Origin of the sequence: Dryocola boscaweniae (assembly GCF_025215095.1) — a bacterium.
Taxonomy (GTDB): domain Bacteria; phylum Pseudomonadota; class Gammaproteobacteria; order Enterobacterales; family Enterobacteriaceae; genus Dryocola; species Dryocola boscaweniae.
This window is the reverse complement of sequence record NZ_JALHAP010000077.1, coordinates 92,789-112,156: the sequence shown is the minus strand read 5'-3', so window position 1 is coordinate 112,156 and position 19,368 is coordinate 92,789. Positions and strand designations below refer to the sequence as shown.

The 19,368-nt window shown below is 52.2% G+C and carries 12 protein-coding genes, 3 tRNA genes and 1 pseudogene; 9 read left to right on the top strand and 7 right to left on the bottom strand.

Annotated elements, in window-relative coordinates; genetic code table 11:
• Positions 1 to 21: 21 nt before the first annotated feature.
• The 3 genes from MUA00_RS10110 to nac all read right to left on the bottom strand — a co-directional run bounded on the left by MUA00_RS10110 (position 22) and on the right by nac (position 3,936).
• Complete coding sequence (locus MUA00_RS10110; protein ID WP_271123031.1) at positions 22 to 1,590, bottom strand: methyl-accepting chemotaxis protein; 1,569 nt, start codon at positions 1,588 to 1,590, stop codon at positions 22 to 24.
• Positions 1,591 to 1,967: 377 nt separating this feature from the next.
• Positions 1,968 to 2,912, bottom strand: a complete 945-nt coding sequence (gene cbl / locus MUA00_RS10105) for an HTH-type transcriptional regulator Cbl (RefSeq protein WP_271123032.1) — start codon at positions 2,910 to 2,912, stop codon at positions 1,968 to 1,970.
• Positions 2,913 to 3,018: 106 nt separating this feature from the next.
• On the bottom strand, positions 3,019 to 3,936 hold the full coding sequence (gene nac / locus MUA00_RS10100) for a nitrogen assimilation transcriptional regulator NAC (RefSeq protein ID WP_271123033.1): 918 nt from the start codon (positions 3,934 to 3,936) through the stop codon (positions 3,019 to 3,021).
• 388 nt (positions 3,937 to 4,324) lie between these two features.
• Between nac and MUA00_RS10095 the strand changes: the two genes are divergently transcribed.
• The 6 genes from MUA00_RS10095 to MUA00_RS10070 all read left to right on the top strand — a co-directional run bounded on the left by MUA00_RS10095 (position 4,325) and on the right by MUA00_RS10070 (position 11,962).
• Positions 4,325 to 4,400, top strand: a tRNA-Asn gene (locus tag MUA00_RS10095).
• 231 nt (positions 4,401 to 4,631) lie between these two features.
• Complete coding sequence (locus MUA00_RS10090) at positions 4,632 to 5,498, top strand: hypothetical protein (RefSeq protein ID WP_271123034.1); 867 nt, start codon at positions 4,632 to 4,634, stop codon at positions 5,496 to 5,498.
• 120 nt (positions 5,499 to 5,618) lie between these two features.
• Positions 5,619 to 7,079, top strand: coding sequence for an AMP nucleosidase (locus MUA00_RS10085; RefSeq protein ID WP_271123035.1), 1,461 nt, complete (start codon positions 5,619 to 5,621; stop codon positions 7,077 to 7,079).
• 17 nt (positions 7,080 to 7,096) lie between these two features.
• On the top strand, positions 7,097 to 8,878 hold the full coding sequence (locus MUA00_RS10080) for an aminopeptidase P family protein (RefSeq protein WP_271123036.1): 1,782 nt from the start codon (positions 7,097 to 7,099) through the stop codon (positions 8,876 to 8,878).
• Between the two features lie 130 nt (positions 8,879 to 9,008).
• Positions 9,009 to 9,084, top strand: a tRNA-Asn gene (locus MUA00_RS10075).
• 169 nt (positions 9,085 to 9,253) lie between these two features.
• The gene (locus MUA00_RS10070) at positions 9,254 to 11,962 is read left to right on the top strand and encodes an AAA domain-containing protein (RefSeq protein WP_271123102.1); all 2,709 of its coding nucleotides are present in this window, start codon (positions 9,254 to 9,256) and stop codon (positions 11,960 to 11,962) included.
• 79 nt (positions 11,963 to 12,041) lie between these two features.
• Here MUA00_RS10070 and nfsB read toward each other — a convergent pair whose 3' ends face one another.
• On the bottom strand, positions 12,042 to 12,695 hold the full coding sequence (gene nfsB / locus MUA00_RS10065) for an oxygen-insensitive NAD(P)H nitroreductase (protein WP_271123037.1): 654 nt from the start codon (positions 12,693 to 12,695) through the stop codon (positions 12,042 to 12,044).
• 132 nt (positions 12,696 to 12,827) lie between these two features.
• Between nfsB and MUA00_RS10060 the strand changes: the two genes are divergently transcribed.
• Complete coding sequence (locus MUA00_RS10060; protein WP_271123038.1) at positions 12,828 to 13,733, top strand: LysR family transcriptional regulator; 906 nt, start codon at positions 12,828 to 12,830, stop codon at positions 13,731 to 13,733.
• Positions 13,734 to 13,751: 18 nt separating this feature from the next.
• Here MUA00_RS10060 and ldtA read toward each other — a convergent pair whose 3' ends face one another.
• Together ldtA and MUA00_RS10050 are read right to left on the bottom strand one after the other, a co-directional pair.
• Positions 13,752 to 14,687, bottom strand: coding sequence for a L,D-transpeptidase (ldtA, locus tag MUA00_RS10055; RefSeq protein WP_271123039.1), 936 nt, complete (start codon positions 14,685 to 14,687; stop codon positions 13,752 to 13,754).
• Positions 14,688 to 14,730: 43 nt separating this feature from the next.
• The gene (locus MUA00_RS10050; RefSeq protein ID WP_333780873.1) at positions 14,731 to 16,194 is read right to left on the bottom strand and encodes an EmmdR/YeeO family multidrug/toxin efflux MATE transporter; all 1,464 of its coding nucleotides are present in this window, start codon (positions 16,192 to 16,194) and stop codon (positions 14,731 to 14,733) included.
• Between the two features lie 190 nt (positions 16,195 to 16,384).
• Here MUA00_RS10050 and MUA00_RS10045 point away from each other — a divergent pair.
• Together MUA00_RS10045 and MUA00_RS10040 are read left to right on the top strand one after the other, a co-directional pair.
• Positions 16,385 to 16,460, top strand: a tRNA-Asn gene (locus tag MUA00_RS10045).
• 162 nt (positions 16,461 to 16,622) lie between these two features.
• Positions 16,623 to 17,943 (top strand): annotated as a pseudogene (locus tag MUA00_RS10040) (tyrosine-type recombinase/integrase).
• Between the two features lie 461 nt (positions 17,944 to 18,404).
• Here the strand turns inward: MUA00_RS10040 and MUA00_RS10035 are convergent.
• On the bottom strand, positions 18,405 to 19,310 hold the full coding sequence (locus tag MUA00_RS10035) for a LysR family transcriptional regulator (RefSeq protein ID WP_121525774.1): 906 nt from the start codon (positions 19,308 to 19,310) through the stop codon (positions 18,405 to 18,407).
• Positions 19,311 to 19,368 lie beyond the last annotated feature (58 nt).

The following is a 19,368-nucleotide window of genomic DNA, read 5'->3' as shown; positions in this document are numbered from 1 at the left end:
CCCGCTCCCCCGCCTGACTAATTAAGCGTATGGGGAGGAAACCGTTTGTTCTAAGCGGAACACTTTCACCATTTCACGCAAATGCCGCGCCTGTTCGTTGAGCGAGGCCGCCGCCGCTACAGACTCTTCCACAAGACAAGAGTTCTGCTGCGTGGTGGTATCAATCATGCCGATAGCGGTATTGATCTGCGAAATGCCTTCCGTTTGCTCCTGGCTTGCCTGTTTGATTTCACTGAGAATACCGTCCATCTCCTCAACGTTGCTGACCATGCCGGTAATCTGCTGGTTTGCCGTCTGGACCAGATCCATCCCTTCGCGCGTTTGCGAAGTTGAATTCTCAATCAGGGTACGGATCTCACTGGCGGAAGAAGCGCTTTTTTGCGCGAGCTGCCGTACTTCGCCTGCAACAACGGCAAATCCACGCCCGTGTTCGCCAGCACGCGCCGCTTCAACCGCAGCATTGAGCGCCAGAATATTGGTCTGGAAAGCGATGGAATCAATCAGGTTGATAATGTCAGACATGCGGTTAGACGTGTCGTTAATCAGGCGCATTTTATTGGTCACCTGGGTCATCATCTGCCCGTTTTTCTTCACTACGCTTGCGGTATCGGCAGAAAGACGTGTGGCGACATTGGTATGGTCGTAGGTATTTTTTACCGTCGAGGTAATTTGTTCCATAGACGCCGCGGTTTCTTCAACGGAGCTGGCCTGCTCTTCGGTACGTGCCGCCAGATCCTGATTACCGGCTACAATTTGCGCCGCCGCTGAAGAAATGCTCTCGGAGCCTTTTTGCACCTCGCGCACAATCTCCTGCAGACGAACTTTCATTGCCATCAGCGCGTGAAGTAAAACGCCCGTTTCATCGCGATGGTGCGTATCGATACTGCGGGATAAATCGCCTTCGGCAATGGCCTGAGCGAATTCAACCGCCTGGCCTAAAGGACGTGTAATCGAGCGGACAATAAACCAGCCGGTCAGCGTCGCAAGGACGATACTCAATAGCGTAATCAAAATCAGCAGCGCGCGGTTAGTGTGATAATCCTTCTCCACTTCCGAACCTGCGGCGCGCATTTGCTCATTCTGAATGGCGATGAGCGCCTGAACCTTCGCTTTGTATTTTTCCTGCACCTGAACGGTGGTTGTCATCATCTCCTCAAGCGCAGCCGCCCGGTCGTTGAGCTGCACGGCCTGTAAAATTCGGAAGCGGGAGTCCAGATACTCTTTGCGCACCTCGGTAATTTCACTGAGCGCCTGGCGCGATCTTTCATCTTGTCGCGCTTTGCTCAGGTTATCGAGCAAGCCGGTGATACGCGCGCTGAGTTCGGTCAGGCGCTTTTCGGAGGCTTCGCGAAACGTTCCTTTATCATCAAGCAGCATTAGCTGTTGGACGTTAATAAAATCCTGGAAATTTTCAATAAGCTGATTGGCTTTTACGGTGGTTGGATAATCATCCGTAATGATGGACTGCATCCCGTTATTTGCCTTATTCAGGCTAAGCAGAGAGAGGCTGGAGCTGAAAATCATCAGCACAATAAAGAAGGTGAAAGCCAGGGTTAATTTGGTGCGAATTTTTACGTCATGTAAAGACATATCTACTCCCTTTGGGTGAATTTTCCTTATCAATGGAGGTCATCACCCGCTGTGTTATCGATGAGGTGAACAAGAAAAAAACGAATACGGTAAACCGCTGAAGGAGATATCGGACAAAGGGAGAGTAACTTTATGAATTTGATCGGTTTTTCTTTACAAAAAACAACATTCGATAGTTAATAACTATTAATTTACGTTAATCGATCAGTGATTGGAAATATTGAACACTTTTGCAACCTTAATCTTTCCCGTAAATAAAAACGCCCGGTCTCTATTCCCGAAGCGAAAAATCGTTCAGCAATATAAGCCGGGCGCCACTCGTTTATTTATTAATAAACAATTAACATTGTCTGTTAATTTTTATTACATAAAGCAAATCAAATCTGGAAATCGATAACCACTTCGTCGGACTCCAGCGCCAGCCGCTTAATTTCCTCCACCGACAGCTCCGGGTTGCACAATTCAATAAAGCGCCAGACGTAATTTCGCTGTAGCTGCCCGCGCTTTAGCCCAAGCCACACGGTGTTGGCATCAAACAGGTGTCGCGTATCAAGACGCACGAGGCTTCCCTCTTCACCGCTTGCCTGATCGGCCACCAGGCCGATACCCAACCCCAGCTCAACGTAGGTTTTCACCACGTCCGAATCCTGCGCGCTGAGCACCACGTCCGGCGTTAAGCCACGGCGAGAAAACGCTTCATCAATGCGCGAGCGGCCCGTTATTCCCTGCCGATAGGTGATGAGCGGCCAACGGCTGATGTCGTCAAGCGTAAGGGGACTCGCATGGATTAGCGGATGCCCGGCGGGCACCAGCAGACTGTGATACCAGCGGAACCAGGGATAAGCGACAAGCGTAGGATCGGTGCTGAGACGCTCGCTGGCGATACCAATATCCGCCGTGCCGCTGTGCAGAAGAGCTTCTATTTCTTGAGGCGTGCCCTGAATAAGTTCGAGACGAACTTCCGGGAAAAGCGCGCGAAAAGCTTTGATCACCGTCGGCAGGCTGTAGCGCGCCTGAGTGTGCGTGGTGGCGATAGTCAACACGCCGCTTGTGTCGTTGGTAAACAGATCGGCAAGGCGACGAACGTTGCTTGCCTCGTTGAGAATGCGTTCGGCGATAACCAGCAGCGCTTTGCCCGGTTCGGTCATACCTAATAACCGTTTACCCCGGCGGATGAAAATCTCGATGCCGAGCTCTTCTTCCAGCTCGCGGATATGACGGCTGACGCCGGATTGCGAGGTAAAAAGCATGTTGGCGACTTCGGTGAGATTGTAATCTCGCCGCGCCGCCTCACGGATAATCTTAAGTTGCTGGAAATTCACTTTACCCCCAGGGCATCGCTGTTCTTTACACCATTGTTAAAGTCACAGCGCCTGTGGAACAAATAATAAAAACCAGCAACTTATTCCTTTTAGCAATAAGCCGTCATTAACTGACCAGCATCAGTTCTGGATTTTCCAGCGCCGGCTGCGTTACCAGCGACATAAGAATATCTTTTACCGCCTGGGCCTGCGGGGTAAGCGATAAACGCGCCGACAGATTGATGGACAACGGCAAATTGAGCGAAGGACTGGTGATGCGAGCCATCCAGCCGTTCGCGGAACCTGACAGCGAACGCGCGGCAGATTCAGGCAGCACCGTCACGCCCATTCCGCTTGCGATTGCAGCGGTCAGGGTAGAAATGGACTCGATCTCACCGATAATTTTCGCCGTCAGGCGACGCAGAGAAAACGCTTCGTCCACGCGCTTACGCACGGCGCTGTAGTCACGCGGCAGGAATAGGTTCATTTCGGCTACCGCCGCGAGATCGACTGTCTGACCTGGACAGTCGCGGGTGCCGACCAGAAACAACTCCTCTTTAAGTAACGGCTGGCTGATGATGCCCGCCGTCGGAGAACGGTCATACAAGACCGCCATGTCAAGCTGGCCGCTTAACAGCTTGTCATTCAGGGAAGAACCGCTGTTTTCATGCAGATAGACCAGGACGTCCGGCAATTCCGCACGCACAGCCTGAAGCAAAGGCATAATAATTGACGAGGCCGCCGTTCCCGGCGCAAGGCCGATTGAGACCTGCCCGCTCAGCGTCTGGCCGACGTTGCCAACCGCCAGTTGCGCCTGCTCACACTGACGCAAAATCGCCCGCGCATGGGTATAAAGAATCTTCCCCGCTTCCGTCGGGGTCACACCGCGCTTGGTGCGAATTAATAATTGTTGGCTCAGTTCCCCTTCAAGGGTAGCGACCTGCTGGCTCAGCGCCGGCTGCGCAATATGCAGCACTTCAGCGGCCTGGGTCAGGCTACCAATATCGACGATTTTTACGAAGTATTTCAGTCGTCTTAAATTCATTTTGCCTCCTTCACGGAATGCCAGTGCCAGTCTCGGCTGTGATGTCGTGAAGGGAATTGCAAGATACTTGCCACTTTTTCACAACGTCGGGCCAGATGGTCTAACCGGCTGGATTATAAGAGGAACTGATGAAAACGCTCGACTCCATTACTGAAACAGCGGTTTGCTTATGCCCCAAAAGGGGTATGCGCGCACCAGCGTGGTGCAGGTAAATGCGAAAAGCTTATTACCATCCCGCTCGTCGTTTGGCAGAAGATACGTCGTTCGTAGGCAAGCATCTGTACGTTTAGCTCCGTTTGACTGTTTTATCAGCAAACGAACCGCAACCGTTATTTCAGGCTTTGACAAGCCAAACTCGTGCCGTTAATATGCGCCCCGTTCACACGATTCCTCTGTAGTTCAGTCGGTAGAACGGCGGACTGTTAATCCGTATGTCACTGGTTCGAGTCCAGTCAGAGGAGCCAAATTTAAGAAGCCCGCTTAAGGAAACTTAAGCGGGCTTCTTGCTTTCTGTCGACGGGCTTTCCTTCCCATAGCTCTGCCACTTTCAGGAAGGAACACGAAACCGCATGATTAAATGCACGGCAGCTAACTTTTAACGTCAAGCCGGTTGCCGCTGCATCTCTCCGTCAACTATGATCGTATCAGCCATTTCAGCCCCTCCTTTTTTCTGCTACTTCCTGTAAGGTCCTTTGATGTCCGACAATAAAATGTCCTCGCTGCGCCAGAAAGTATGGAGAAAGCACCTTCCCCGACTCGTCCACCGGAATACGCGCCCGGAAAATCCCTATAACTACTACAGTGTGCATCTGGTTGATGTCGCTAACCATCGCTATCTGCTGGAAGATTATCAGGAAGGTTTCGCTCTGCTTACCCGATGGGATTATAAATCGCACGGCTACACCGAACGGCATTCAGTATCCATTGCAGAGCTTGATGAAATGCAGGTGGAAATCATCCACCATCGCCGCTACGGACCGGTAAGCTTTGCTGGCATTATTGCTTTTACCTTTAATTATTACACCCGCTTTGCGTATGCCAAATCTCTGGCGAGCCGCGGGAAAGGTAAACTCGTTTCGGCATTTTTCGGCAATAAAGAGCTTAAAAGCCGCGATCGCATCGCGCTGCTGAACCTGCTGGTAAATGAATATATTCAGCAGCCGCCTTCGCAGCTAAACAGCGGCGTTACGGTCAATGAAGTGATTGAGATGCTGTATGGCAGGCTGTGGTATAAGCACATCCGCAATGAAGAGTTTCGCCGCAAAGTTACGCTGCTGCTGAAGTCGCTGGTAATAACGGACGATCTGCTGCTGCGGGATGAGCGCTATTTTGTGCAGCCAAAATCCGTGGCCACCATTGCGGAGCATGAAAAAGAAGAGCGGCGTAATAAGCAGCAGATCAAAATCCAGAAAAATATTGTTCGCCTGATGCTGGTAATTACCGCCGCCACGCTGCTGATAACGCTGGTGTTGCTGGCAATGGCGGGCGTGGTTGATTTACATAAAATCTGGGTTTACATCACCAACTTAAAGCCTTTTCGCATCCTGTTTAAACTCATATAACGGCCGCTTCAAAGATGCGTTCCTGACGGCGCTTCGCACTCCCCCCTTCCGTTCTCCCACGGCCATGACATACTAGATTTACCCGCGTCACCGCCGGTACGTCCGGAAGAAGGAGAACTAATGAATAATGACGCTACAAACCAGGGGCTAACGCCCGAGCAAGCGCTTGATAAACTCGAATCCCTTTTTGATAAAGCAGTGAACGCGCTGCGCGATGCCATCGGCACCTATACGCGAGAAGGCACGTTGCCCGACACGCTCGCGCGAGCGGCAGGCTTATTTGTCTATCCGGAACTGCGAGTTAGCTGGGACGGTACGACCACCAGGCCTAATAAAACCAGAGCCTACGCACGTTTTACCCATTCCGGCAGTTACACCACAACCATTACCCGCCCCGCACTCTTTCGCGCTTACCTCACTGAACAACTTACTCTGCTGCACGAAGATTACGGCGCACAGATTGAAGTGGGACCATCGCTGCATGAAATTCCTTATCCCTACGTGATTGATGGTTCCAGCCTGTCGCTGGACAGGTCGATGAGCGCGGATTTAACCCGTCATTTCCCAACCACCGAGCTTGCGCAAATTGGCGACGAGACGGCAGACGGCCTGTTCCATCCAACCGAGTTTTACCCGCTTTCCCATTTTGATGCGCGCCGCGTGGATTTCTCGCTGGCTCGCCTGCGGCACTATACCGGCACGCCGGTCGAACACTTTCAGTCGTTCGTGCTGTTCACCAACTACACCCGCTATGTGGATGAGTTTGTCCGCTGGGGTTGCCAGCAAATACTTGATCCGGAAAGCCCGTATGTGGCGCTCTCCTGCGCCGGCGGCGCCTGGCTGACTGCCGACACCGAAGCTCCCGAAGAAGCGATTTCAGACCTGGCGTGGAAGAAGCATCAGATGCCCGCCTGGCATTTAATTGATGCAAAAGGCAGCGGCATTACCCTGATTAACATCGGCGTTGGGCCATCGAACGCTAAAACTATCTGCGATCATCTGGCCGTGCTGCGCCCGGATGCCTGGCTGATGATCGGACACTGCGGCGGGCTGCGCGAAAGCCAGTCGATTGGCGATTATGTTCTGGCGCATGCGTATCTGCGCGACGATCACGTTCTGAACGCCGTGCTGCCGCCGGATATCCCCATTCCAAGCATTGCAGAAGTGCAGCGCGCGCTTTACGACGCCACCAAGCTGGTGAGCGGCATGCCGGGCGAAGAGGTTAAACAGCGCCTGCGTACCGGAACCGTGGTCACCACGGACGACAGAAACTGGGAGCTACGCTATTCCGCATCGGCGCTACGCTTTAACCTGAGCCGGGCGGTCGCTATCGATATGGAAAGCGCAACAATCGCCGCTCAGGGTTATCGTTTCCGCGTTCCGTACGGCACGCTGTTATGCGTTTCTGATAAACCTCTTCACGGTGAAATTAAGCTGCCGGGCCAGGCCAACCGCTTCTATGAAGGAGCGATATCCGAGCACCTGCAAATTGGTATTTGCGCCATTGATTTATTACGTGCCGAAGGCGAGCGCCTGCATTCACGTAAGCTGCGCACCTTTAATGAGCCACCTTTCCGTTGATAAGAAAAGGAACTGCAATGCAATCAACTTGCCCGCTGTCTGCGTTACGCAACCTTCTGAAAGCACGCGAGCTTGACGGTATGCTAATCCCTCGTGCCGATGCACATCAAAGCGAAGACTGCGCGCCGCATGACAATAAGCTGGAATTTATAAGCGGTTTCACCGGTTCGGCGGGACTGGCGCTGATCCTGGCCGATCGCGCCCTGCTTTTTGTTGATGGACGCTACCAGGTACAGGCTCGCCATCAGGTGGACCTCGAAGCCTTTGAAATCCATCATCTTCACGAAGAGCCGATTCATCTGTGGCTGCGTGATAACCTGCCCGCAGGCAAACGCATCGCTTTTGAGCCGCTGTTGATGGTTAACAGCCAGTACGAAAACCTGCGCGCCAGCGGTTGTGATTTAGTGGCGGTCAATGACGATCCGCTTAACGATATCTGGCCTGCTCGCCCGGCGGCGCCCTGTGGGCTAATTAAGTCCATGCCAGATGAAATCAGCGGCGAATCCTCGGCTAACAAACGCCAGCGGGTTGCGGCCGCGCTTACCGCGGCTGGCGCAGATTATCTTGCGCTCACTTTGCCGGATAATATCGCCTGGCTACTGAACGTGCGCGGTTCGGATATCGCCATGAACCCGGTGCCCCACTCTTTTGCGCTGGTGAAGAACAATGGCGACATTGAATGGTTCGTTGCCCGCGAAAAGCTCCATCAGTTAAGCGATGAAACGTTGTCCCAGGTGACGCTCGCCAGCCCTGAAGATTTCCTGAGCCGCTGCGAAGCAATCGCCGCAGATAAGCGCATCTGGCTGGACGGGGATTACGCGCCGGTTGCGGTGCGCTTTGCGGTTGAAGCGGGTCATGGCCGTGTTATCTGGCAGCCGGACCCGATAACGCTGATGAAAGCCAATAAAAATGAGGTCGAGCTGGCTGGCTATCGCGCAAGCCATATCGACGATGGCGCAGCCTGGGTGAACTTCCTTGCCTGGCTGAGTCACGAAGTTCCCCTGCGCGAAGCGGCGGGTAATCCGATTACCGAGCTTGAAGCGCAGGAAAAGCAGCTTGAGTTTCGCAAACTTTGCGATAATTTCCAGCAGCAGAGTTTTAGCACTATTTCCGCTGCGGGCAGCAATGCCGCAATGTGCCACTACCACTCCTCGCCTGAAACCAACCACGCTATTACCGGCCACGAGTTTTATCTTAATGATTCCGGCGGCCAGTACACGAACGGCACTACCGATGCCACGCGCACGTTAAGCTTCGGGCAGGTAGATGCGCAGCGTCGTCTGCACTATACGGCGGTGCTAAAAGGCTTTCTGGCGCTGATTACCCTGCAATTTCCGCAGGGCGCTCAGGGTCATCAGCTTGATGCGTTCGCCCGCCGTCCGCTCTGGGAGCTGGGGCTGGATTACGATCACGGCACCGGACACGGTGTCGGCCACAACCTGCTGATTCATGAAAACCCGCATCGCATGGCGAAGAAGGTGAACCCGTGGCCGCTGCTGCCGGGCAATATTCTCACCATCGAGCCGGGCTATTATCTGGACGGAAGCCACGGCATTCGCATTGAAAATCAGGTGGAAGTGGTGGCCTCACAGCCGGGATTCTGCAAATTCGCATCCCTCACGCTGATCCCTGTCGATCTCAGCGCTGTTGATCTGTCGCTGCTTAACGAGCAGGAAATCGCCTGGCTGGATGAATATCATCTGTGGGTACGCGAAACGCTTTCGCCGCGAGTGAGCAGCGAAGCACGTCCCTGGTTGTTTGAAGCAACCGCTCCCGTGCGCGCCCGCCTGGCCGGTTAAAGCTTTAAGGGCCGTAAAAAACGGCCCTTTTTATTGATTTGCTGTAAAAATCCGCAATCAAACGCAATTAGCCAAAACAGCCTTTGACAACCCGGGTACACCTCGTTACTATGCGCCCCGTTCACACGATTCCTCTGTAGTTCAGTCGGTAGAACGGCGGACTGTTAATCCGTATGTCACTGGTTCGAGTCCAGTCAGAGGAGCCATATTTAGAGAAGCCCGCTTAAGGAAACTTAAGCGGGCTTTTTGCTTGCTGTTGTCCCGTTTTCCGCTTTAGTTACTCCCCTAATCCTTAGTTTCTTGTCTGACAAGCTTTGCGATACCCCTCCCTGCGGGTATATTAAAAATCCCCAATTAAATTCATGGTTGATATTTATGGTTTCGGTGTACATGGATGGTAAAGAGAAAACTTCGCAGCTCAAAGACTGGAAATTATGGTATGACGACAGGAAAGGTGGGCTGGTTCTCTCCTGTATTTACCACTCCGGCAAAAAATATAACCGTCCATTAGAAGATTGCGAGATTATTCCGACTAAGCCCGAGATCGGTTCCCGGCTGATTAAGAAAGGAAACGCAGAGGTTCAGACCATCGAAAGCGCAATAACCTACGGTGGGAAATATACCGTTGTTTATTATCCCGGTAACGCCAGACCCTACTGCATGAAGACTTCAGAGATTGACAAAATCACCGAAGCGCCAGCAAACGAAAAAATAATTTTTGATTATTTTAACCGTGTGGCTCAGGCCCGCGTGGCGTATTCGTCAGAAGACAAAAAACACATTGCTGAAAGCGTGGTGCGCCAGTTGAATAAAGTTCTGCCCTGCCATCCGAACTCTGTGTTGCATGCTTATTGCACCGGGAAAAACCAGCATCGAGACCCTCTACAAAAACTGATCTATCCCTTTGGAATTAATGAAAGCCAGTTGCAAGCGGTTGAGCAGGCGTTTTCCTCACAGATAAGTCTGATTGAAGGCCCACCAGGCACCGGAAAGACGCAAACCATTTTAAATATCATTGCCAATATTCTGCTGAATAATAAATCGGTTGCCGTACTCTCCAATAACAATTCGGCGGTTGATAATGTCTATGAAAAATTAGAAAAAGCGGGATTAAATTATCTCTTTGCCAGATTAGGCAGTTCGGATAACCGAAAACAGTTTTTCTCCAGCGTTCCACTTGGGCTACCGGAGGCGCCTGCCAGTCAGCCAAAACTTGAAGATATAGAAGCTAACGGGCAAAAATTAAAAAACCAGCTCATTGCAAGAAATAAAGTGGCACAGTTGCAGGCGGATATAGAAGAGTTACTGATTGAACAAAAATATCTGCATGAATGGCAGCGCGAGCAAACTTTTCCTGCCTCTCAACTCATCAAGAATCAGCGTTTAACAGCCGATAAAGCTACCGATTTAATGGCATGGTTGCACTATCTGGCTGAGCATCCTGTTACGCTCCGGGATCGCCTTGAATTGCTGTTCCGATTCAGAATCTGGCGTATCAAAGCCATCAACTCCCCCGCAAAGCGACAGCGACTCATTCGCGAACTCCAGCTTTATTTCTATAAAAAGACGCTTGAAAGCAAAAAAGCCGAGCTGGATGCGCAACAAAAAATATTGCAGGAAGGCCAGTTCGAGACGCTGCTTAACAGCCTGACCAGCGCTTCAATGGACTACCTGAAAAACCATCTTCATCAGCATATTACGGATCGGCAACCGTTTGACGAAGCGCGCTATCTTCAGGAGTTTGATGCCTTCCTGGCGCGCTACCCAATAATCGGTAGCAGCACACATTCTATTATCAACTCCCTGCCCACCCGAAAACTTATTGATTTTGTTATTATCGATGAAGCATCCCAGCAGGATATATTACCCGGCATTCTTGCGCTCGGCTGCGCACGAAACGTTATTATCGTTGGCGACAGAAAACAACTGCCCCACGTTCCAGTGAAAATTGATATTCCGGCTCCGGCTGAGTATTACGACTGCGTCAGGTATAGCCTTCTTGGCTCGATTGTGGGCATCTTTGAACACGGGCTTCCCACGTCGTTGCTCAAAGAGCATTATCGCTGCCATCCAAAAATCATTCAGTTCTGTAATAAACAGTTTTACGACAACCAGTTGATTCCCATGACCCAGGACAAAGGCGAGCAATCCATGTCGCTGATTATTACCGCTAAAGGTAATCACACCCGAAAATTCACGAACCTGAGAGAGCTGGAGTCGTTAGGACCACTGGAGTGGGACGAAAAACACAATCGCGGCTTTATCGCCCCCTATAATGCGCAGATTAACCTTTCGAAAAAGGTGCTTCCTGAAGATTTTATTAAAGCTACGGTGCATAAGTTTCAGGGACGGGAATGTGACGAAATTATCTTCTCTACCGTACTGGACAAAAAAACCGCCCACGGAGATAAAATCGATTTTGTGGACGATCCACACCTGGTAAATGTCGCCGTATCACGAGCTAAAAATAATTTCACTCTTGTCACCGGAGACGAGGTCTTTACTATGAAGAATCGCCATATTGCCGCACTCGTCCGCTACATTGAATACTACGCGGATGAGAGTCAAATTCAGCGCGCACCGGTTGTTTCAGCCTTTGACCTGCTCTATAGCGAATACGATCGTTCCCTGCAAAAGCTGCAGGCACGGCTAAATCCTGGCGATTCTAAATTTAAATCAGAACAAATAATTGCAGCATTGCTACGGGATTTACTGACGAAACCAGACTATCAGCTCATCAAATTCCACACCCAGATTCCACTCGCTCAGTTAATTTCTTTAGCCAACAATGTGCTTACAGCCCGGGAAGTTGAATTTGTTAACCAGCAGGCAAGCTGCGATTTCGTTCTTTACTTTAAAGTGGGAAAAACACCGCTGGGGGTTATCGAGGTTGATGGCGGCTACCATGAGACGCCTGAACAAGCCGAACGCGATCGCGTCAAAGACAGTGTGCTTGGTAAAAGTGGCGTTCCACTGCTGCGCTTAAGCACCGTAGAGAGCAGCATTGAAGACAAACTTGCAGCCTTCGTAGACGATTGTCTTAACCACTTCACCGAGAAACACATCACTGACACAGCCGTTTGATAAAGCCCTGGCGGCGCTAAAAAAGTACCCGCTATTTATTTTCCCCCTGATTCTGAACAGGATCAGGGGAAGGGAGCTTTTAGCACTCGGTCAAAATCTCGCTGAAATCGAGGCGTGATTTTGGCAGCGCGGCGTTAAAGTCTTCCACGCTGCGATAACCAATCGGTACAATCACAAGGCTTGTAAAGCCCTTCTCACGCAGCCCAAACTCTTCATCCAGAATACGCGCGTCAAAACCTTCAATCGGTACGGCGTCAATATTCAATGCGGACACGCCCAGCAGGAAGTTACCAACGTTCAGATAGACTTGTTTTTCCATCCAGTGCTGCGCGTCTTTCAGATCAAAACGGTGCATATTCACAAAATAAGAGCGGCCTTTTTGCTGCCCTTCCATCGCCTGCTGGCTTGCAAAACGTCCATCGGCATTCTCTTTTTCCAGCAGCGTAAACAGGTGCTTTTCATCAATAGCCGTTTTGGCGCAGAACACCACTACGTGGGATGCATCAAGCACTTTGCGTTCGTTAAAGACATAAAAACCGGAGGTGGCTTTTGCGATACGCGCTTTAGCTTCGTCCGTACTCGCCAGAATAAAATGCCACGGCTGCGAGTTGGTGCTCGACGGGCTCAGGCGCAGCAGATTTTTCACTTTTTCGATATCTTCAGCGCTTATTTTTTTAGCACAATCAAAAGCTTTGGTTGAATAGCGTGAAGACGCTGCATCAATAATATTCATGATTATTCCCTGAATTAGTTAACATGAGCCGCAAGAGACTCTTCGCGGTTGGAACCTTTCGAGCATGTTACAAGGAGAGGAACCATCGGGAAACAGCCCATAAAAAACAACACTTATACTCGGGGAGTGAAAATGCTCAGGCTGGAAGACCTAACTTTGTTTGTCAGGGCAAGCGCGCTAAACAGCTTTAGCGATACGGCGCGTGAGGCGGGTTTGCAGCCAGCCCAGGTGAGCACCGCCATAAAACGGCTGGAAAAAACCCTCAACGTCCGCCTGTTTGCCCGCTCCACGCGCAGCCTGAGGCTGACGCCGGAAGGGGAAAACTGGCTGCCCTATGCCATTCAGGCGTTACAGGCGCTTGAAGCGGGTTATGAGCAGCTTCAACCGGCCAGCGATGAAGTGCGCGGCGTGCTGCAAATTGCCGTGCCTTCCGATTTGGGGCGCAACCTGCTGCTTTCGGTTTTTCAGGATTTCAGGCGTCAGCACCCTGCCCTGCAGCTAAAAATCCTCTTCTCCGACAGGATTGCCGATGTGTTTAAAGATCCGGTTGATGTCGCTTTTCGCTACGGCATTAACGAGGATGCATCCTACGTCGCCCTGCCCCTCGCCCCCAATAATCGCCGGGTTTTAGTTGCTGCGCCTTCTTATATTGAACGCCACGGTGAACCCAAAACGCTAACCGATCTCGCCCACCACAACGCGCTGACTTATATTCTGCGCGGACGAGTTTTTGATAAATGGACGCTCGTTCAGGACGGCAATATGCATCATATCGCCGTAAAAGGCAGCATGATGAGCGACGATGCGGAAGTCATTCGCCGTTTAGCGATCGAGGGGGAAGGTATTGCGTTTAAGTCCTGGCTGGATGTGAGCGAAGACGTCAGTGCCGGTCGCCTGAAAGTATTACTGCCGCAGACGCAGGGAGACGTGGTGCCGCTCAATCTGATTTGTCCTCACCGCAAACAGTTATCCGCCACGGTGCGTTTGCTGCACAAAGCGGTGAAACAGCGCTGTGACGCGCTGCTTCAGTCACCCTGAGCGCACAAAATGAGCTAGCTACTCAACGTTCAGCCCGGGAGCTGCTCCGCTGATATTTACCGGCATCCCTGAACGGCGTTCCAGTTCATTGGTAACGCGGAGCATATCAACGCCTTGTTCCTTCATCGCCGCGCTAAGCGAGGATGTTAAAGAGAGCGGCACTTTGTTGGTGGATTCAAATTCGCTACGGTTTCGGGATAACGGTTCATGAACTTCAAGCCAGCGGCTGCCATCCGGCTCGGTAGTCACCTTCACGGGCTGGTCAATAAGCTGAACGCGCGTGCCTTCCGGAACGTTATCAAACAGATATTTGATATCGTTATTGCGCAGTCGAATACAGCCCTGGCTAACCCGCAAACCAATGCCAAAGTTGGCATTGGTGCCGTGTATCGCATAAAACCTGCCAATATAAATGGCGTAAAGCCCCATAGGATTATCCGGCCCGGCTGGCACGTAGGCCGGGAGGCTTCTTCCCTCTTTTGCATACGCGCGTCGTGTGTTCGCGGTAGGCACCCAGGTTGGCCCCTCCTGTTTGCGCTCAATCCGGGTAACCCAGTTGCGCGGCGTTTCTCGTCCCGCCTGGCCGATGCCTATCGGGAACACCTCAACCGTGCCGCCTTCCGGCGGATAATAGTAGAGCCGCATTTCCGCAACGTTAACGACAATGCCTTCGCGCACGGTATCCGGCAATATTAGCTGCCCGGGGATAACCAGCTCCGAACCCGCATGAGGTAAAAATACATCCACATCGGGATTGGCTTCTATAAGGTTGCTCAGCCCCTGACCGTGCTGCTGCGCAAACGCCTCAAGCGGCAGTTTGTTTCCCTCGGGAACGGTAATTGTCAGCGGGCTGCCCACCAGACGACTGCCTTCCGGCGGTAACGGATAGCTAACGGCCAGCACGTTCTGGCTGGCAAGCAGAAGCAGTAAACTGCAAAACGATTTCAGGTGCATGTTTTTACTTCCCGGACATAAGCGTTTCGCTAAGCGTAGACTTTTAGCTGCTGTTTTGCCCGGTTGCCGGCACAACCGTTACAGGCTGTTTTTCCGGTCGCGGGTATTTTTTCAGCCAGCGTCCGCTTACCATGCGCCAGTAGAAGAATACGCCGCGAACCGTCCAGTCGAGGAACATCCCCAGCCAGACGCCCACAACGCCCATCCCCAGCACAATCCCCAGCGTATAACCTGCCACAACGCGGCAACCCCACATGCCAAGCATCGAAACCCACATGGCGAAACGTGCGTCGCGCGCGCCTTTCAGCCCGGCCGGTAAGACCCAGGAAGCCGCCCAGATTGGCATAAACGCGGCGTTAAGCCAGATGAGCACTTTGACCACTTCTTTTACGTCATCCTCACGCGTATAGAACGAGGCGAACAGCCCGGCGAAAGGCGCGGTTCCCCAGGCGATAATCGTCAGAAAAATGGTCGATAACCAGAAGACATGGCGCAGTTGCCGCTCCGCCTGGCCAATCTGCCCTTTGCCTAAACGCCTGCCAACGATAATGGTTGAGGCTGAGCCCAGGGCGTTTCCCGGCAGGTTAATCAGCGCCGCAATCGAGAAAGCGATAAAGTTACCGGCGATGACGTTGGTGCCCATACCGGCCACGAACATCTGCGTTAACAGCTTGCCGCCGTTGAACAAAACGGATTCGATACTGGCGGGAATGCCGATGCCGAGCACTTCCCAAAGGATATTGAGCTTAAGCGGAGTAAAGTAACTTTTGAGCGAAATACGCAGCGCCGGGTTAAAGCCGATCATCAGCACGTAGATAATGCCTATCGCGCCGATGTAGCGAGAGATAGTCAGCCCCAGCCCGGCACCGACAAATCCCATTCCTTGCCAGTCGAAAAGGCCGTAGATCAGCACGCTACTGATCATAATATTGAGGATATTCATCCCGCCGTTAATCAGCAGAGGAATTTTCGTGTTCCCCGCCCCGCGAAGCGCGCCGCTGCCGATTAGCGCGATGGCCGCCGCCGGATAACTCCAGACCGTGGTTTGCAGATAAGAAAGCGCCAGCGCCTTCACTTCCGGCGTTGCGTCGCCAGCAATGATATTCACGATGTGCTCACCGGCCAGGTGAATGCCAATCGCCAGGAACAGCGCCACAATCGTCATCAGCACCAGAGACTGGCGCGCTGCCGCTCGCGCTCGTTTTGGATCGAGCTTGCCGAGACTGAAGGCGACAACCACCGTGGTACCAAGATCGATTGCGGCAAAAAATGCAATGATCACCATGTTAAAACTATCGGCCAGCCCCACGCCCGCCATCGCCTCTTTACCCAGCCAGCTCACGAGGAAAGTGCTCAGCACTCCCATCATTAACACACAGGTATTTTCCAGAAAGATAGGCACGGCAAGGGGAGTAATTTCGCGCCAGAAAAGCGTCCGATAGCTTTTTCTGTTGGTATACCAGCGAGTTTTCTCAACGCGCTGACGTAGTACGGCATGTAAGTTCAAGGGTGACCTGTGAGAGATGTGAAACCACATTTCAAATAATGATTTACAATCGCTTATCCTGCAAAGTATTTTTTGCTTCATCCCGGCTAAAAAGACGACAAAACGCTGAGAGAAACCGCAAACAGCGCCAACAGGCTGATTCAGGATTTGACAAACCAGGCGCACTCGCTAAGATATGCCGCACTACGATTCCTCTGTAGTTCAGTCGGTAGAACGGCGGACTGTTAATCCGTATGTCACTGGTTCGAGTCCAGTCAGAGGAGCCATTTACTTGTTTTCATGCATCCTTGCGAATCCCTATTTGTACGTTGATTCAACAGGTTAGCGTGAAAAACCTTCCCGATGCGTTTCTAGTTTTCCCTCCGCATCGGGAAAAAATGGTGGTCAGATTTGGGGTCAGGTTGGTTCGATAATGGAGTGACCCCCAAATGTCTCTTAACGACTCAAAAATCCGCAACTTAAAATCATCCGCTAATCCCTTCAAAGTTTCCGATTCACACGGTCTGTACCTTTTGGTTAATCCAGGCGGTTCACGTCTCTGGTATCTCAAATATCGTATCAATGGCAAAGAGTCTCGCCTCAGTTTAGGCACTTATCCCGATGTATCGCTGACCGATGCCCGGCAACAGCGCGACGGCATCCGCAAACTGCTGGCTCTAAATATCAACCCGGCGCAGCGACGTGCCGCTGAAAAGGCGGCTCGTTCACCGGCAAAGAGTTTTAAGACTGTGGCGCTGAGCTGGCATCAAAGCAACAGAACCTGGTCGGAGAACCATGCTACCCGCCTGCTTGCCAGCCTGAACAATCATGTTTTTCCGGCGATCGGTAATCTGCCGATAACGGAACTGAAAACCCGACACTTCACTGCCCTTCTGAAAGGTATTGAGGAAAAAGGTTTGCTGGAGGTGGCGTCCCGCGCGCGGCAGCATCTGTGCAATATTATGCGTTACGCTGTTCAGCAAGGATGGGTTGAAAACAACCCGGCGCTGAATTTAGTTGGCGTAACGGCTCCGCCGGTCAGGCGCCATTATCCGGCTCTGCCGCTGGAGCGCCTGCCTGAACTGCTGGAACTAATTGAAAGCTATCGGCAAGGCCGGGAACTGACCCGACTAGCGGTACTGCTCACCCTGCACCTGTTTATCCGGTCCAGCGAACTGCGTTTCGCAAGGCCGGGAACTGACCCGACTAGCGGTACTGCTCACCCTGCACCTGTTTATCCGGTCCAGCGAACTGCGTTTCGCAAGGTGGAGTGAAATTGATTTCAGAAACAAGATCTGGACCATTCCCGCCACCCGCGACGCGATTGCCGGCGTCCGCTACTCCGGGCGTGGCGCGAAAATGCGCACGCCGCATATCGTGCCGCTGTCCCGGCAAGCCATCGACGTTCTGAAGCAAATTCAAGCGATTTCAGGCCATCTGGAACTGGTGTTCCCCGGCGACCATAATCCGTATAAACCAGTGTGTGAAAACACGGTCAACAAAGCGCTGCGGCTGATGGGTTATGACACCAAAACGGATGTCTGCGGTCACGGCTTCCGGACGATGGCCTGTAGCGCCCTGATGGAGTCCGGCCAGTGGTCGCAGGATGCGGTTGAACGCCAGATGAGCCACCAGGAGCGCAACAGCGTGCGGGCGGCCTATATCCATAAAGCCGCACATCTTGAAGCCCGCAAAGCGATGATGCAGTGGTGGTCGGATTATCTGGATGCATGCCGGGATAGATTTATCCCCCCCTATGTCTGGCGCTGATGGGACAAAGCGTAAGGTTGTCTTATCATTAAATCCTGCAATTGACGCGTAAATTAAAAGCAGATCTGGCCAGTTAATGATCTGCTTTTCTTCTGCTCCAATAATCAGAAAAAATCACTGCAGACGAACCCATACCTTTAAACACATCTCTACCTCATAGCAAATCAGCAGTCTCAGGATCTGATCGGGAACTCACGCGGATTAAATTCTTACCTGCCAGAAGCGCTACGCGTTCCCTGGACATGGGTTCAACCTGGCTCGTCAGATGCATCCTGTATTTTAATCCCTGCCTGTAAAGCCCCCCTTCCGCATGACAAGGCACAGCAAATACCTGGTAAGTCTGTCAGCTATTTCTGCTATCTCCTTCCTCTCTTGCGTTATGCCCGGAGTACAGCTAATTCGGCTCCATAATCCTCGCAAGGTAATTTATTCCTGAGAAAACTTTAGCGGACACAACCCGCTTACCCGGCTCCCAGTCCTTTACGCTTTGCCATATCAATAAACGCACGCAGCTTGGGCTGAGCCTGTGTTCTGGCCGGGAAATAAAGATATACGCCGGTGGTCGGCTGGATAAAATCTCTCAATACTGACTCAAGACGTCCCTCAGCCAGATCGTCAGCGGCCTCAATGTCAGCCACATAAGCAAGGCCTAAGCCCTGCCGGGCGAACGACAATAACGACGCACGGTCATTGACGACGATACGGCCTGGCATATCCACGAAGAAATCACGGCCGCTGCGATTGAATTCCCACCGATGCCGTTGTCCCGACGAGACAAAGCGGTAAATGAGGCCTTCATGCTGCGTCAGTTCTTCAGGATTTCGGGGCCGCCCGGCCCTCGCCAAATAAGCTGGTGAGCCAACCACGGACCAACGGAGGTCCGGTGTGAGTCTCACGGCCACCATATCTTTCTCAACCGTTTCTCCTAACCGGATACCGGCGTCATAAAGCCCGCTCGCCAGATCAACCGTTCCCTCATCAATCGACAGCTCCAGCGTGACCTCCGGATAAGCGCGGCAATAATCCGGTACAAATGGCTCAACGAGCAACATCATTGCAATACGTGTCATGGTCAGGCGTAAGGTGCCCGTCGGATGCGTCTGGTAGTTTGACAGATACGCCAGTGCATCGCCGATTTCAGCGGTGGCGGGCTGGAGACGCTCAAACAGCGCGAGGCCGGGCTCCGTCAGGACTACGCTACGGGTTGTTCGCTGGAACAGCACGACACCATGTCGCTGCTCGAACTGCTGGACAGCCTTGCTGACCGCCGTCGAAGAAATGTTCAGCACCTGCGCGGCCCGGGTAAAACTCAGGTATTTAGCAACGGTGAGGAACGGAATGATACCGTCGAGTTGATCTTTTTGCATTGCTAATTATAAACCCTGAGTTGATAGCCCATCCCGCTTTACGCAGTTTATCAACCTA